Annotated in this window: 13 protein-coding genes; 5 read left to right on the forward strand and 8 right to left on the reverse strand. The window is 54.9% G+C overall.

What is annotated here, in order from left to right; translation table 11 throughout:
- Window positions 1-22: 22 nt before the first annotated feature.
- The 3 genes from G8S19_RS05945 (at window position 23) to G8S19_RS05955 (ending at window position 3,541) form a co-directional block, all read left to right on the forward strand.
- On the forward strand, window positions 23-1,462 hold the full coding sequence (locus tag G8S19_RS05945) for a sugar porter family MFS transporter (RefSeq protein WP_253686295.1): 1,440 nt from the start codon (window positions 23-25) through the stop codon (window positions 1,460-1,462).
- Complete coding sequence (locus G8S19_RS05950; protein WP_253686297.1) at window positions 1,462-2,304, forward strand: aldose 1-epimerase; 843 nt, start codon at window positions 1,462-1,464, stop codon at window positions 2,302-2,304. The genes G8S19_RS05945 and G8S19_RS05950 overlap by 1 nt, the downstream gene beginning before the upstream one ends.
- An 88-nt stretch (window positions 2,305-2,392) precedes the next feature.
- A complete protein-coding gene (locus G8S19_RS05955) occupies window positions 2,393-3,541 on the forward strand; it encodes a 3-phenylpropionate MFS transporter (RefSeq protein ID WP_253686299.1) in 1,149 nt (382 codons plus the stop codon).
- Here G8S19_RS05955 and csiE read toward each other — a convergent pair.
- From csiE to G8S19_RS05990, 7 genes are all read right to left on the reverse strand, one after another.
- A complete protein-coding gene (gene csiE, locus G8S19_RS05960) occupies window positions 3,536-4,813 on the reverse strand; it encodes a stationary phase inducible protein CsiE (RefSeq protein WP_253686301.1) in 1,278 nt (425 codons plus the stop codon). The genes G8S19_RS05955 and csiE overlap by 6 nt on opposite strands.
- 323 nt (window positions 4,814-5,136) lie before the next feature.
- A complete protein-coding gene (locus tag G8S19_RS05965) occupies window positions 5,137-5,736 on the reverse strand; it encodes an SIS domain-containing protein (RefSeq protein ID WP_253686303.1) in 600 nt (199 codons plus the stop codon).
- Window positions 5,733-7,370 carry an FGGY-family carbohydrate kinase gene (locus tag G8S19_RS05970; protein ID WP_253686305.1) on the reverse strand — a complete coding sequence of 546 codons (1,638 nt, stop codon included), beginning with the start codon at window positions 7,368-7,370 and terminating at the stop codon, window positions 5,733-5,735. The genes G8S19_RS05965 and G8S19_RS05970 overlap by 4 nt, the downstream gene beginning before the upstream one ends.
- Before the next feature lie 17 nt (window positions 7,371-7,387).
- A complete protein-coding gene (locus tag G8S19_RS05975; protein ID WP_003037658.1) occupies window positions 7,388-8,341 on the reverse strand; it encodes an ABC transporter permease in 954 nt (317 codons plus the stop codon).
- Window position 8,342: 1 nt separating this feature from the next.
- Entirely contained in the window at window positions 8,343-9,332 is a 990-nt protein-coding gene (locus G8S19_RS05980; RefSeq protein WP_115601659.1) for an ABC transporter permease, read from the reverse strand.
- Entirely contained in the window at window positions 9,325-10,833 is a 1,509-nt protein-coding gene (locus G8S19_RS05985; protein ID WP_048210916.1) for a sugar ABC transporter ATP-binding protein, read from the reverse strand. The genes G8S19_RS05980 and G8S19_RS05985 overlap by 8 nt, the downstream gene beginning before the upstream one ends.
- Before the next feature lie 104 nt (window positions 10,834-10,937).
- Window positions 10,938-11,921, reverse strand: a complete 984-nt coding sequence (locus G8S19_RS05990) for an autoinducer 2 ABC transporter substrate-binding protein (RefSeq protein ID WP_003037665.1) — start codon at window positions 11,919-11,921, stop codon at window positions 10,938-10,940.
- Between the two features lie 420 nt (window positions 11,922-12,341).
- On the opposite strand from G8S19_RS05990, the gene G8S19_RS05995 reads away from it, so the two are divergent.
- Complete coding sequence (locus G8S19_RS05995) at window positions 12,342-12,980, forward strand: DUF1007 family protein (RefSeq protein ID WP_124021369.1); 639 nt, start codon at window positions 12,342-12,344, stop codon at window positions 12,978-12,980.
- Window positions 12,971-13,951, forward strand: coding sequence for a nickel/cobalt transporter (locus G8S19_RS06000; RefSeq protein ID WP_253686307.1), 981 nt, complete (start codon window positions 12,971-12,973; stop codon window positions 13,949-13,951). Before G8S19_RS05995 ends, G8S19_RS06000 begins: the two co-directional genes overlap by 10 nt.
- A gap of 72 nt (window positions 13,952-14,023) precedes the next feature.
- Here the strand turns inward: G8S19_RS06000 and suhB are convergent, their stop codons facing one another.
- Complete coding sequence (gene suhB / locus G8S19_RS06005; RefSeq protein WP_003037670.1) at window positions 14,024-14,827, reverse strand: inositol-1-monophosphatase; 804 nt, start codon at window positions 14,825-14,827, stop codon at window positions 14,024-14,026.
- Between the last annotated feature and the right edge of the window lie 3 nt (window positions 14,828-14,830).

Below are 14,830 nucleotides of genomic sequence, written 5' to 3' on the forward strand. Positions count from 1 at the left end.
TTTCCCTGAAAGAGGAATCATAATGAATAACGCGCAGACACATTTAAAGATTGGTTACGTCTGGACTATCTGCCTGGTTGCGGCCTGCGGAGGTTTACTGTTTGGCTATGACTGGGTGGTGATCGGCGGGGCAAAACCCTTCTATGAAGCATATTTCTCGATTACCGATCCGGCGCAATCCGGCTGGGCGATGAGTTCCGCGCTGGTTGGCTGTATCTTTGGCGCGCTGATTTCCGGCTGGTGCGCCGATAAATTTGGCCGAAAAATGCCGCTGATTCTCTCAGCGATCCTCTTTAGCGCTTCCGCCTGGGGAACCGCCGTCGCCAGTAACTTCGATATGTTTATTGTCTATCGCATTGTGGGCGGCGTGGGTATTGGTCTGGCGTCTGCGCTAAGTCCGCTGTATATCGCCGAGGTCAGCCCCGCTGAAAAGCGTGGTCGCTTTGTGGCCGTTAACCAGCTCACCATCGTCATTGGCGTGCTGGCGGCGCAGCTTATCAACCTGATGATTGCCGAACCTGTTGCCACAGGCGCTACGCAGCAGGCAATTGTTGAAAGCTGGAACGGTCAGACAGGCTGGCGCTGGATGTTTGGTGCTGAATTAGTGCCTGCGGTAATTTTCCTGGTGCTGATGTTCTTTGTACCTGAATCGCCGCGCTGGCTGGTGAAAGCGGGCAAACCCGATCGTGCGCGTGCCATGCTGCAGCGCATTGGTTCGGCGGAATATGCCGGGCAAACGCTGAAAGAGATTGAACATACGCTGCAAAAAGATAATCACAAGGTCGCGTGGTCAACGCTGTTACAACCGCAGATCAAACCGATCGTGATTATTGGCATGGTGCTGGCAGTGTTCCAGCAGTGGTGTGGGATCAACGTTATTTTCAACTATGCGCAGGAGATCTTCGCCTCTGCCGGATTCGACATCAACGGTACGTTAAAATCGATCGTGGCGACAGGGATCATCAATCTGGTCTTTACCCTTGCCGCTCTGCCGTTAGTGGACAAAATTGGCCGTCGTAAACTGATGCTGTTCGGCGCGTCAGGATTGACGGTTATCTACGTACTGATTGCCGGGGCGTACGGGTTGGGCATTATGGGCTGGCCGGTTCTGGTTCTGGTGCTGGCGGCAATCGCGATTTATGCTCTGACGCTGGCGCCGGTGACCTGGGTGCTGCTATCAGAAATTTTTCCCAACCGCGTGCGCGGGCTGGCAATGTCGCTGGGGACGCTGGCGCTGTGGATTGCTTGTTTCCTGCTGACCTATACCTTCCCGCTGCTCAATGCGAGTCTGGGCGCGTCGGGAAGCTTCCTGCTGTACGGTGTGATTTGCGCGATGGGCTTCATCTATGTTCTGCGTAATGTACCGGAAACCAAAGGCGTGACGCTGGAAGCACTGGAAGAACAGCTGGCGGCGCAGCATACGAAAGTTGGTGCATCAACCCAACCGCGAAGCGCCCGCTAATGGAGGGGCTGCTGACGCTACAAAATGCACATCTGCGGATGTGCGTCGATCCGCAGGGCGCTTCTCTATTAAGCCTGGTTTCGTTACAACATCAACAGGCCATTTTACGCGAAGGTCATGGTCAGCAGCCTGGTGATTGCGGCCTGTTCCCGATGCTGCCGGTCGCGAATCGGGTGGCGGGAAATCGTTTTATGCTGCGCGGTGAAGAGGTGGTTTTACCTCAGCATGGCGCAGATAACACCTTTTTCCTGCACGGTGACGGCTGGCTGCAACGCTGGCAGGTTATCACCGTCACCCAAAGCGGTTGTCTGCTGCAGTTGCGCAGTTGGCACCCCTGCGGCTACGACTATACGGCGCGGCTTTGTTATCAACTGGAAACCTCAAGCCTGCACGCCTCGTTGACGCTCACCCATTGCGGTGAACAGCCAATGATTTATGGCTGTGGGTTCCATCCGTTTTTCGCCTTTGATAAGCGCAGCACGGCGCAGTTCACCGCCAGCGGCTACTGGCCGGAGGGGGAGCAGCATCTGCCGCTGAAATGGCAACGCGATATCCCTTCAGCGGCGGATTTCATGCTTGCGCAATACGGTGAGGATAGCTGGCTGAACGTCGGATATTCTGGCTGGAGCGGGCGGGCCGTTATTCAGCGGGATGTGATGAAAGTCACGATTTTAGCGCAAACTCCGTGGTTGATGCTGTTCAGAATGTCGGGTGAGGAGTTCCTGTGCCTGGAGCCGCAAACGCATCCGGTGAATGCCCACAACATGCAGGGGCAGCCGGGATTGCAGGTTTTAGCGCAGGGAGAACGCTGCCATTTTGCGATGCAAATTAGCGTCGAATAGGGCAAAAATCATGTTATCTGCCTGTTAATGCTCTCTTGCGCCAGCCTGCGTTTGTCGCCAGACTATCGCCTCCAAACGGGAGGGATTCATGGCTTTGCATTCCACGCGCTGGCTGGCGCTCGGTTATTTCACCTACTTCTTTAGCTACGGTATCTTTCTGCCTTTCTGGAGCGTCTGGCTCGAAGGGTTAGGGCTGACGCCGGAAACCATCGGTTTACTGCTGGGCGCGGGGCTGATTGCCCGTTTTCTCGGTAGCTTGCTGATTGCGCCGCGTGTGAGCGATCCCTCTCGGCTGATCTCAGCGTTACGTATTCTGGCCCTGTTGACGTTGGTGTTTGCGCTGGCCTTCTGGGCGGGGACTAACGTGGCGTGGCTGATGGTGGTGATGGTCGGCTTTAACCTGTTTTTCTCGCCGCTGGTACCGCTGACGGATGCGCTGGCCAACACCTGGCAAAAACAGATAACCATGGATTACGGTCGGGTGCGACTGTGGGGATCCGTGGCCTTTGTGATCGGTTCCGCGCTGACCGGCAAACTGGTGAGCTTGTTCGACTATCGGGTGATCCTGGTCCTGTTATCGCTTGGCGCCGCTTCAATGCTGCTGGGCATGATGATTCGCCCGAGCGTGCAGCCAGCGGGTGAAAACCGTCAGCAGGAGAGCGCGGGATGGCCCGCCTGGCGCGCGCTGATAACCCAAAGCTGGCGCTTTCTGGCCTGCGTGAGTCTGCTGCAGGGCGCGCATGCAGCTTATTACGGTTTCAGCGCCATTTACTGGCAGTCTGCCGGGTATTCCGCTTCGGCGGTGGGCTATTTATGGTCATTAGGCGTGGTGGCGGAAGTGATTATTTTTGCGCTCAGCCACAAGCTGTTCCGCCGTTTTAGCGCTCGCGATCTTCTGCTGCTTTCCGCCGTTTGCGGCGTGGCGCGTTGGGGGCTGATGGGCTGGAGCACAGAGCTGCCATGGCTGATTATGGTGCAAATTCTTCATTGCGGAACGTTTACCGTCTGCCACCTGGCGGCGATGCGTTACATTGCGGCACGCCAGGGTAGCGAAGTGATTCGTCTGCAGGCGGTATATTCTGCGGTGGCGATGGGCGGCAGTATCGCCATCATGACCGTTTTCGCCGGCTATCTGTACCAGAACCTGGGCAGCGGCGTATTCTGGGTGATGGCGCTGGTGGCGCTCCCGGCAATCGTTCTGCGCCCGAAAGTGGTGGCGCAGCCTGCGACGTTATGATTCAAGGATTTTGCGGATCTGCTGCTGCTGGTGAGACGTAAGCGCCAGATCCGCATGAATCAGCGGGGGAGAAAACAGCGGTAGCGGCGTGGTGTACGGCGTAATAATCAGCGTTACGCCACGCGGCGCTCCCTCTTTTTGAAAGTCCTGCATCGGCATATGCTTTACGTTGAGCGGCAGCAGCGTCAGTTCGCGCAGCTGTTGCTCTATATGCGCTTCAAGTTGTTCGTTACTACCGGTCAGCAGGATAATCTGCTTTTCGTGCAAATCCTTCTCCTGCATCAGCCAGGCGCCGAAAATAACGGCGACCAGGCCGATCTCTTCTTCTGAAAACTGGACATCGTATTCCGCTTCAAAGCCGTGAATCGCCTCGCGGGTAGTTCGAACCAGCCGGGGATAAAGTCGGCTGAACTCCTCTGGCAGCGTGTTATCAATGCCGATGGCAAACACGCTGCGGTTCAGTGCCTGGGCCAGGTGGATATACAACTGGTCATTCAGCCCTTGCTCGTCGCTGAAGCGCACGTTGCCATACTCGCGAAAACGCAGCACCAGCCGCGCAATAGCAAGGCGCAGGCGGCGATCCTGCTGGTGATTATCGCGGATCGGGTCGGGGATGCGAATCATTGAGAATAACAACGCCATAAACAGCGATTCACCCAGCGGCGCACGTTGCATGACGTGGCGCTGCCAGTGGCGGCCAATTTCCTCGGCGAGCGGATACTCCGCGCAGGATTGCGCCCACCGTTGCTGGAGTGGGTTAAATTCCGGGGTAATCCCCGCGTGGTGCTGTAGCAGGCAATACTGTAAATACAAGCGCAGGAACTGGATGTCACGACACTCAAACGGCTTCTGTAAGCGCCGGGAGCACAGATTGATGAGTGCATGCAGATTGGTGTCGTCATACAGCGTACGTGCGATACCTTGTTGTTTAAGAGCAATTTTTAAAGTGGGCGTGAAATGCTGAGCGATAAAAGTAGGGCAAATCCGCAGGCCACGGCGCAGCCACTGCAACAGACACAGACGCTGATTTAGCGGGGTTCCTTCGATCGCATAGCCACCATTCTGCGCGGTGGCTATCGTGAGCCGGTGATAGCGCTGGATTTCGAGCCCTGCGCCAATAATATCTTCCTGAACCGTGGCATCATCGACACCGTTGAGGCTGCTGAAGGTTTGTGTAGTAGCGATTTGCCCCGGCAGGAAAAGCGTCAGCAGTACCTGGCAACGGCGCTGGGGAGCGGAAAGTACAGATGGCGGAGCAAGCGTTGACATCATCTGTAGGGTCCCCCGTAAGTATGTTTGATAAGAATAGCTAAAGTTTGCTCATAGATTTGGAGAATGGAATGCTTTCCACCAGGAATGCTGGAGAGCGTCACAGAATTTTTAACGTGCGGAACAGATAGCGGGAGTGGAACGCAGCGCGTTAATCCGTTTTTTCACTGTTTTATCTTTTGTTGAGATATAAAAAAATGCCAGAGGGGGGAATGCTGGCGGAGGGAGGTATGAACATGCTATCGCAGAGAAGTGAAAAACCTAAAGTGAACGTAGCAATACGACGGAGGCAACAGATTCATTACCTCCGGAACAGCTGTCTGGCGTTACTTCTCACGGCTCAGCGTTAATCCCACATCGCCGCCCGGATGTACCGCCAGCAGCGTTTCCTTTGAGTAGCCGCTTTCGTTCATCAGACAGGCGCAGGTGGCGTCAAAGATAGCCAGCACCAGTAAAATTGAGGTGGTGGCTAACATGTTCAGCGGGTCGGCCTCACGCTGGACGCCGGTGGAAATCACCAGCCTCGACGCTTTAGCGATGGCCGAATCCGGGTTTTCAGTCACGCTCAGGATGGGCACATTTCTCGCAGCTAGTCCGGGCAGCAGACGGGTGAGCTCGTCCGAATTACCCCCGCGCGACAGCATAATCACCAGGTCGTCGGCGCGTAAAAAACCGAGATCGCCATGCGCTGCGTCCGTTGCGTTGAGGTAAATCGCCGGACGTTCCACGCAGGCCAGCATATGCGCGACTTTACGCGCTGCAATGCCAGAGGTACCGACGCCGGTGACGACGATTTTTCCCTGACAACCGCGCAACTCCGCCATCAGCGACTGCCAGACTGGTTCAGTCAGATGCTGCCCCAGACCCGCCAGGGCATCGCTATAGAGCTGAAATACGTCGGTGGCCTGAGACCAGGAGTTACTCATGCGTCCTCCTGCATCAACTGGCGGTATTTCATATGATCCTGATACATCTCGTGGAATACCCGATATTTGCGATCGTAGTACTGCTTAATGCGATTAGTCTGCGGGGTAACCGTTTTACCAATCCGGCTCATCGCCGACATCGCTTCCGGGAAGGTATCGAACACGCCCGCGGCGATAGTTCCCATCATAGCGCCACCCAGCAGCATGGCTTCGCTCTCTTCAGGCAGCAGCATCGCACAGCCGGTGGCGTTGGCATGCTCCTGAACGAAGATCGGGTTTTTCGTCCCGCCGCCGCTGGCCATAATGGTATCGATGGTGTAGCCGCTTTGATTCATCGTTTCAATGATATGACGGGTTCCCAGCGCAATGGCCTGGATGGTCGCGAGGTACTGTAACGCCATATCTTCCGGCGTGCGCGACAGCTTCAGTCCGGTGATAGCGCCTGTGAGCGTTGGGTTGGCGCGCGGTGAACGGTTGCCGTGGAAATAGGGCAGGATGTGCATGTCACGGGTTAAAAATGCGATATCTTCCGGCTCACCGGCCATTTTACGCAGCTGCGCATTCAGCACTTCATAAATGGTCTGCCCTTGAGATTTCGCCTGGGTCAACAAGGTTTCGTAACAAGGATGCGACTGAATAACGTGGTCGATTAACGCCCCGGTTGCCGACTGTCCACCTTCGTTAAGCCAGTATTCTGGCAGCACTGCTGAGTAGTAAGGACCCCAAACTCCGCCGATAAAACGCGGCTCTTTGGAAATCGCCATGTGTCCGGTAGAGGTGCCGCCAATCAGCGCGATACGACGGTCAAAATCCGCCACCTCGCCGGAAACACCGCTCGCGCCGAGCGTGCCGAGCGTACCGGCGTGGGCATCGATGATCGAGACGCTGACCGCGGTCCCCGGAATCAGCCCCATTTCGCTGGCGGCGCGCGCAGAAAGACCATGACCGAGCGGCTCGCCCATGGTTTTCACGTAGCGACCAATTTTGGCGGCATCATGTTCCAGCAAGTCTTCCAGCCCAATCTGGCGGAAATAGCTGGCATCCCATTTGTCTTCATGGCCCATATAGGTCCATTTACACACCGTCGAGCACAGTGAGCGCGTGTCATCGCCCGTTGCGCGCCAGGTCAGGAAATCGGGCAGGTCAAAGTAGTATCCCGCATTGGCCCAGGTGTTGGGCATATGTTGCTTCAGCCACAGCAGTTTGGGCGTTTGCATTTCCGGGGAGATAATACCGCCAACGTAGTCCAGCACCCGATGATGCAGGGCGTTAATCCGCTCGGCCTGAGTAATGGCGCGGTGATCCATCCACACAATGATATTCTGTTCGCTGCGCCCTGACGGGCTAATGGTCAGCGGTTTACCTTCTTTATCCAACACCACCAGTGAACAGGTCGCGTCAAAGCCCAGACCTTTCACCTGGATAGGGTTGATATCCGACTGGTTAATCGCATCGCGAACCGCGTTACACACTGCCTGCCAGATGTTATCGGAAGACTGCTCAACAAAATCGGCCTGCGGGCGGTAAATCTCGATGGCCCGACTGGCCTGGCCGACCATTCTGCCGTTGAGATCAAACACGCCAGCACGGGCGCTTCCGGTTCCGACATCCACACCAATAAAGTAACTTGCCATAATTTTTTCTCCTGAAATCAGGCTTTACGATTCTGTAATGCGATAAAGAGGATCAGCACCGCGCCCCACAGCGCCATCGTCAGATAGCTGCTGACCCCCAGCAAGTTAAGGCCGCTTTCCAGCATTTGCAGCACAATCAGCGCCAGTACCAGGCCGATAATGCGTCCGAAGCCGCCATCCGGATTGATGCCGCCAAGTACGGAGGCAAGGATGGTGACCAGCAGGTAGGACTCACCGTATCCGGCTTTTGCCGAGTTGAATTTCGCCATCATCAAAATGGCGGCGACCCAGCCGAGCAGGGCTGAAATAACGTACACGGAAATTTGTACCCGCACGGTATTCACGCCGCTGTAGCGGGTAGCTTGTTCATTGGAACCGACGAGATACAGGCTGCGCCCCAGCGTGGTGTGCTCCAGCAGTACCCATAGCAGGATTGCCACCAGGAAAAAGAGCAACAGCGCCACCGGAATACCCGCAATCGTGGCGTTGCCAAGGTACTGAATGGCGGTCGGGAAACCCGAAATCACCGTCCCGTTGGAGAGCAGAATATTCAGCCCGGAGATAAGCGTCATCGTGCCGAGGGTGGCGAGAATCGGTGAGACGCCGACCCAGGCAATCAGCGCGCCGTTGAGCGTACCGATAGCCACCGCAACGGCAGCCCCTGCCAGCAGCGCCAGCACCAGAAACAGCGGGTTATCCGGATGGGTGACGATAATCGCCGCCATCACCAGCGAGCAGGCGTTCGCCCCGGCAATAATTGACAGGTTAATGCCGCCGGTCAGCATGGTCATACCCATTCCGAGGGCCAGCATGCCGAGGATCGGTAACTGCGAGCCAATCGACTGGAAGTTAGCGACGCTAAAAAAACGGCTGCCGAGCAGGGCTGAGAAAACCAGGGCGACGACCACAATAATGACGCATTGCAGACGAATGATGGCATCACCGGGTAAAAATCTGGCGATTGTTTTCATCTCAAAGCTCCCTTGCCAGTTTGCGTTTTTCGTTCCAGGCCGTGGCACTGATGCTGACCAGGATAATGGCGCCGCTGAATACGGTGTGCCAGTAAGAGGAGACGCTGAGTAGCGTCAGACCATTTTGTAAGAAGGCGAGCAAGACAACGCCGAGCAGGGTTCCGGTCAACGTACCGCGCCCGCCGCTCATGCTGGTTCCGCCGAGTACGACCGCCGCCAGCACCGTCAGCTCAAAGCCGAGCAGCGAATTGGGTGCAACTGACTGGGTGATTTGCGCCTGAACCACGGCGGCAACACCTGCCAGAATGCCCATATAGCCATAGACGTAGAAATGCAGTTTCAGCAGATTTAACCCCAGACGTGAGGCCGCGTCGCGGTTGCCGCCCATGGCGTAAACCTGACGGCCAAGACGGGTATAGTTCATCAGCACTGCGGTAAAGACGATCACCGCCGCCAGGCACAGCAGGGGCAGGGTCAGGCCGTAGTCGTAGCCATCTGCTGCGGTGAAGGAGAACCAGTTAATGCCGTTCATAAACCAGTCAGGGAAACCGTACAGCCAGGTGCCTTTGGTGGCGTAAACCAGCAGACCGTAGTAGACGTTCAGCGTGGCGATGGTAATGATGATTGCCGGAACGCGCAGCCAGTAGACCAGGAAGCCATTAATCAGCCCAAGCAGCAGGCCCACCGCAATCGCAATAGTTAACGCCAGAGCGAAGTTGCCGCCGTGGCCGATCACCCAACTGGCCATCGCATACTGGGCAATCGCGGTCATCGCCGGAAATGAGATATCGATCCCGCCGGAAATCAGCACCACAAACAGCCCACAGGCAAGGATGCCGAGAATCGCGTAGCTGGTGGCCACATCCGTCAGGTTCCCCAAAGACAAGAACTCGTCGGTGCTGATGCTCAGCCCAACGGCCAGCGCTACAACCAGCAGGCCCAGCCAGAATTCATGTTGCCCGATTAAACGGGACAGATGCATCTTATTCATTGATTACCTCGACCACTTCAGCAATCTCCTCTTCACGGCAGTGATGAGGATTAAATTCCGCCACCAGTCTGCCGCGACGCATCACCAGCACGCGGTGGCTGTTGTAATACGCTTCCGGGATTTCATCGCAAATCATCAGCACCGCCATACCCTGTTCCGCCAGATCGCGAGCTATCTGGTAAATGCCCTCTTTGTTGGCGATATCCACGCCGACGGTAGGCGAGTCGAGGATCAGAATGCGGGGATTGGTCGCCACCCATTTGGCAATGGCGATACGCTGGGCATTCCCGCCGGAGAGGGTTTTGACCGGCAGGTGCGGATCGGACACTTTGATATTCAGTTCGCGGATTAAATCGGCGACCAGCTTTTGCGCTTTACGATGATCGAGCAAGCCGCTACCGGTGTGCAGTTGATCAAACACCGTGACGATGGTGTTGTCGTAAATCGACTGCTCCATGATCAGCCCCTGCGTCAGGCGATCTTCTGAGACATAACCGATCCCGTGTTTGATGGCGTCATGGTTATTGCGCAGAGTAACCGGCTGGCCGTTAATGCGCATCTCGCCGCTTTCCGGGTGCGTCATGCCGAACAGGCTCAGACAAAGCTCGGTACGCCCGGCGCCCAGCAGGCCGACAATGGAGACAATCTCGCCGCCGTGCAGCGACAGATTGATGTTCTGGTATTTGCCTCTGCGGCTGAGGTTGCGCAGCTCCAGCAGGGGGGCTCGAGCGTCGAATGATTTCTCCGGCAACGGACTGTAATGGAAGCGTTGTCCGGTCATCAGGAATGCCAGCTCGTGGCTGTCCAGTTCGCTGGCAGGATATGTGCCCACCAGTTTGCCGTCGCGCATCACGCTGATGCGGTCTGCCACTTCCATTACTTCATCCAGACGATGGCTGACAAACACCACGCAAATGCCGGCCGCTTTCAGTTCGTTAACCACCTTCAGCAGGCCATTGACCTCCTGGCGGGTTAGCGAGGCGGTGGGCTCGTCCATAATCACCAGACGTGCATCGGCGGCAATCGCCCGGCAAATGGCGACCAGCTGTCGATCAGCAATCGAGAGTTTTTCTACTTTTTTATCGGGATCGATATTCACCCCGATACGTTTCATGGCGGCCAGCGCCTGCTGTTTCATAGCACCACGACGTACCCAGATATCACCGCCCGGCAGATAGCGGTTGACCGCGATATTTTCTGCGACGCTAAAGTTGGGGAACAACGACAGGTCCTGGTAGATAACCTGAATGCCATAATGGGAAGAGAGCTGCGGCGTCAGGTGATGGAACAGTTTGCCATCGAGTAAAATCTGCGCGCCTTTTTCCGGGTGATATACCCCGGAGATCACTTTAATAATGGTGCTTTTACCACAGCCGTTTTGACCCGCCAGACAGTGAACTTCGCCTTTTCTCAGCGTCAGATTCACGTTATCCAGCGCCAGCACGCCCGGGAATTGTTTGCTGATATTCTCAAGAGTGATAAATGCGGTGGTGTCTGTCATGGACAATACCCCTGCGAGCGCCCTGATGGACGCTGAGTGTTAGTTTGGTAGATAGCGCCGACCAGACGGTCGGCGTTATGGTTTCCCTGGTGTTGGCAAAAGCCTTAGAAACCGAGTGACTGTGCGTTGTCTTTGGTGACTTCGAGGATCTTGTTAAAGCGGATCACTTTCTTCTCCGTGTCGATATCGGCTTTCCCTAAACCGTCGATACTCAGATCTGCATTGACTTCTTTGCCCTGCAACAGCTGATCGGCAACCGTTACCAGCGCATAGCCCGCATCTTTTGGATCCCACAGCAGCGCTTTTTTGATATCACCGCGCATCAGGTAAGGCGCAGCTTGTGCTGGCATGGCGATCCCGACGACGGCAATTTTATCTTTGGCGCGTTTTTTCTGCACAGCCTGACCCGCACCAATTGGACCCAGTGAGCCGAAGCCGATAATGCCCTTCATCTGCGGATAGGTTTTCATCAGATCCAGCGTTGTGGCGTAGGATTTATCGATGCTTTCCGCGACCGGCAGACGTGAAGTGACCTCGAACATTTCCGGATATTTTTCTTTCTGGTACTTAATTGCATAATCTGCCCACGCGTTATGCAGTGGGACCGTCAGCGAACCAACATAGATTGCATACCCGCCTTTACCGCCCATGTTTTTCGCTAACTCATCGACGTTGGCTTGTGCGTATTTTTCACTATCGATGGTTTCGATATCCCACTGACCGATTTGCTCATCCGGGGATTCGTGCGTCAGGACCACAATGCCTTTATCGCGTGCTTTTTTCAGTACTGGCTCAAGAACCTTGGCATCGTTTGGTACCACGATGATCGCGTTGACGTTTTTGGCGATCAGATCCTCAATCACTTTGACCTGCTGTGCCGGGTCCGGCGTAGACGGACCGGTCTGGTAAGCGTTCACATCCAGTTTTTTTGCTGCTTCGTTAACACCGGTTTCCATGCGGTTAAACCAGGGAATACCGGTGACTTTGGCAACCACAGCAATTTCATATTTTTCCGCCGCAAAGGACGTGCCGGACAACATGCATGCAGAAACCAGGGTTGCACTGAGTAATGCGAGTTTGAATTTCATAGTTGTACCTTTCGTAGGGGGCAGGACATGTCACGGCGTGAAGTTAACAACGAATGGAAGAGGGAATGAATCATAAGTTTGGAGAATGTGATATACGCCCATTATTGTGAATTTATGGAAACAAAATAGTTAATAATTGGTTAAAATTGCATGGTTTTACATTCAAATGTTCAAATTAATTGTTAATTAAACATTAAAATGAAACCGTTAATTAACATTTAATTATCATTTGACTTAGGCTTTGACGCCGAAAAGGTGTTTGGGTGGAATTTCCCGAAGAAGAAATTATCGAAATTGAGAACTGAATCGATACCGGAAAAGGGTGCTCAATATTTTTTCGTTCAATGGTATCCTCGGCACACTTGCGCCAAATACGACATCATTATTTGTGGCGGTGTTGATTTTTAACGTGGAGAACTCATGCAAGGCGTTAAACGTATCATTATGACGTGGTTTCTCGTTGTTCTGTCCTTTGGCGCAGGTGCGCATCCCCATAGCTTTATTCATTTGAAAACCGAAGTTGTGAGCGAGAATGATCGGTTCGTCGCGCTGAAAATGCGCTGGACGATGGATGAAATCACTTCGGCCGATCTGCTTTACGACGCGGGGAATGCTAAACCTGGTGATGAAATTTGGAAAAAACTGGCGGCGGAAGTGATGGCTAACGTTCTCGGGCAGCACTATTTCACCGAAGTGTGGCACGATGGGAAAAAGGTAAAGTTTAAAAACAGACCGACTGAATATGGCATGGAGCGTGAAGAACACCAGGCGGTGCTGACGTTCGTTCTGCCGCTGGCCGAAGCTCAACCACTGAGCGGTCAAAAATATACTATTTCAACCTTCGATCCGACCTACTACGTCGATATGAGTTATGACAAAGACAGCGACGCCCGGCTTTCGCAGACCATAAGCCAGCAATGCCATATTTCAGTGCATACGCCGACGCCGAATGAACACATGCTGAGCTTTGCGCAGTCGCTGGATAAAGAAGACGCACCGCCGGAGGATATGGAGTTGGGTAAACAGTTTGCACAGACGGTGACGCTGCAATGTCAGTAGTTTATCAACAACGCGCAGCCAGACGCCGTTGGCTCACGCTATGGCCGCTGGCGGTCTTTTTGTTGCTGGCGACAGGCGGGGTGCTGTGGTTGTGGCAGGCCTGGCCTCAGGTAATGATGCAAAGTGTCGTCTGGCAGCGCGACGTTAACCAGCAGATGAGCGGGTTGCTGAAAGCGGTTGCCGCGAACCCCACTCGTGCGGGCGGATCTCTGCTGCTGTTTAGCTTTATTTATGGGGTATTGCACGCATTGGGGCCGGGGCACGGCAAAATCGTCATCACGACCTGGCTGGCGACGCATCCGTCGAAACTCAAGTCGAGCATTGGGCTGACGCTGGCGTCTTCCCTATTGCAGGGGCTGGTGGCAATAGGACTGGTGGTTGTAGTCCTCACCGTCTTGCAACTGCCTGCCCGACAGCTGCATATGAGCAGTTTCTGGCTGGAGAAAGGAAGTTATGCGCTGGTTGGCGTGTTGGGCGTTTTATTGTGTGTCCGCGCGCTAAAGAAATTGCGCCAGCTGCTGCGCCGCCCGAAATTCACCGCTTTTACGCCGCACCATGTGCATCACGAGGGCTGCGGCTGCGGGCATCAGCATTTGCCCAACCCGGAACAACTGCAAAGCGGTGATGACTGGCGCGCCCGGTTGATGATTATTCTCTCTATGGGCATGCGCCCATGCTCTGGCGCAATTATGGTGCTGCTGTTCAGTAAAGTGGTTGGCGTCTTTAGCTGGGGTATGGCGTCGGCGTTGGCGATGGCGGCAGGAACCTCTTTGACGATTACGTCACTGGCTCTGCTGGTACACAGTTTTCGCTCGCTGGCGGTGAGAATTAGCGGGCATAAAGCGCCGGTGCTGTGGCGGCAAATCGGATGGACAACGCTGGCGTTAGCCGGTGGTGCGGTGCTTATTGTTGCTGCAGTAGTGATGTGGATGAGCGCGGTGCCGGTAGGGCGAGGGATAAGACCGTTTTAGGTTAGTGAGCGGAATGGTATGACTTGTAGGCCGGATAAGACGCGAAAGCGTCGCATCCGGCACCACAGCAGATTAACGCTTCAGCGCATCGCTCAGTTCGTCACGCATGTTAGCCAACATGGCTTTAACAACGCGCGGGTTGCCTGCAACGATGTTGCCGGTTGCCAGGTAGTTATGACCACCGGTGAAGTCGCAAACCAGTGCGCCAGCTTCACGCGCAATCAGCTCACCTGCTGCGAAATCCCATGGTTTCAGACCGATTTCGAAGTAACCGTCAACGCGCGCAGCGGCAACGTAAGCCAGATCCAGCGCAGCAGAACCTGTGCGGCGGAAGTCAGCGCACTCGGTAAACATTTTACCAAGAATTTTCATGTAAGAAGCGGCGTGCTGCTTCGCTTTGAACGGGAAACCGGTGGCGATGATGGTGCCGTCCAGATCGCGGGCGGTGCTGCCACGCAGACGATAGCCGTTCAGCTGTGCGCCCTGGCCGCGAGTGGCGGTGAACAGTTCGTTACGCATTGGATCGTAAACAACGGCGACTTCAGTACGGCCTTTAATGCGTACTGCGATAGATACCGCGAAGTGCGGCAGACGTTTTACGAAGTTGGTAGTGCCATCCAGTGGATCGATAACCCATTGAACATCCTGATCTTCACCTGCGTGCTCACCGCTTTCTTCGGTGATGATGGTGTGCTGTGGGTAAGATTTGCGAATAGTTTCGATAATAATCGCTTCGGCGGCTTTATCGACATTAGTCACGAAATCATTGCTGCCTTTCTGGCTGGTTTCTACAGAGTCTGGGGTTTCGTAGTGTTTGGCAATTACATTACCCGCCTTGCGCGCTGCGCGCACGGCGATGGTCAGCATCGGATGCATCGG

This window comes from Citrobacter sp. SX206 (assembly GCF_024181025.1).
Taxonomy (GTDB): domain Bacteria; phylum Pseudomonadota; class Gammaproteobacteria; order Enterobacterales; family Enterobacteriaceae; genus Citrobacter; species Citrobacter youngae.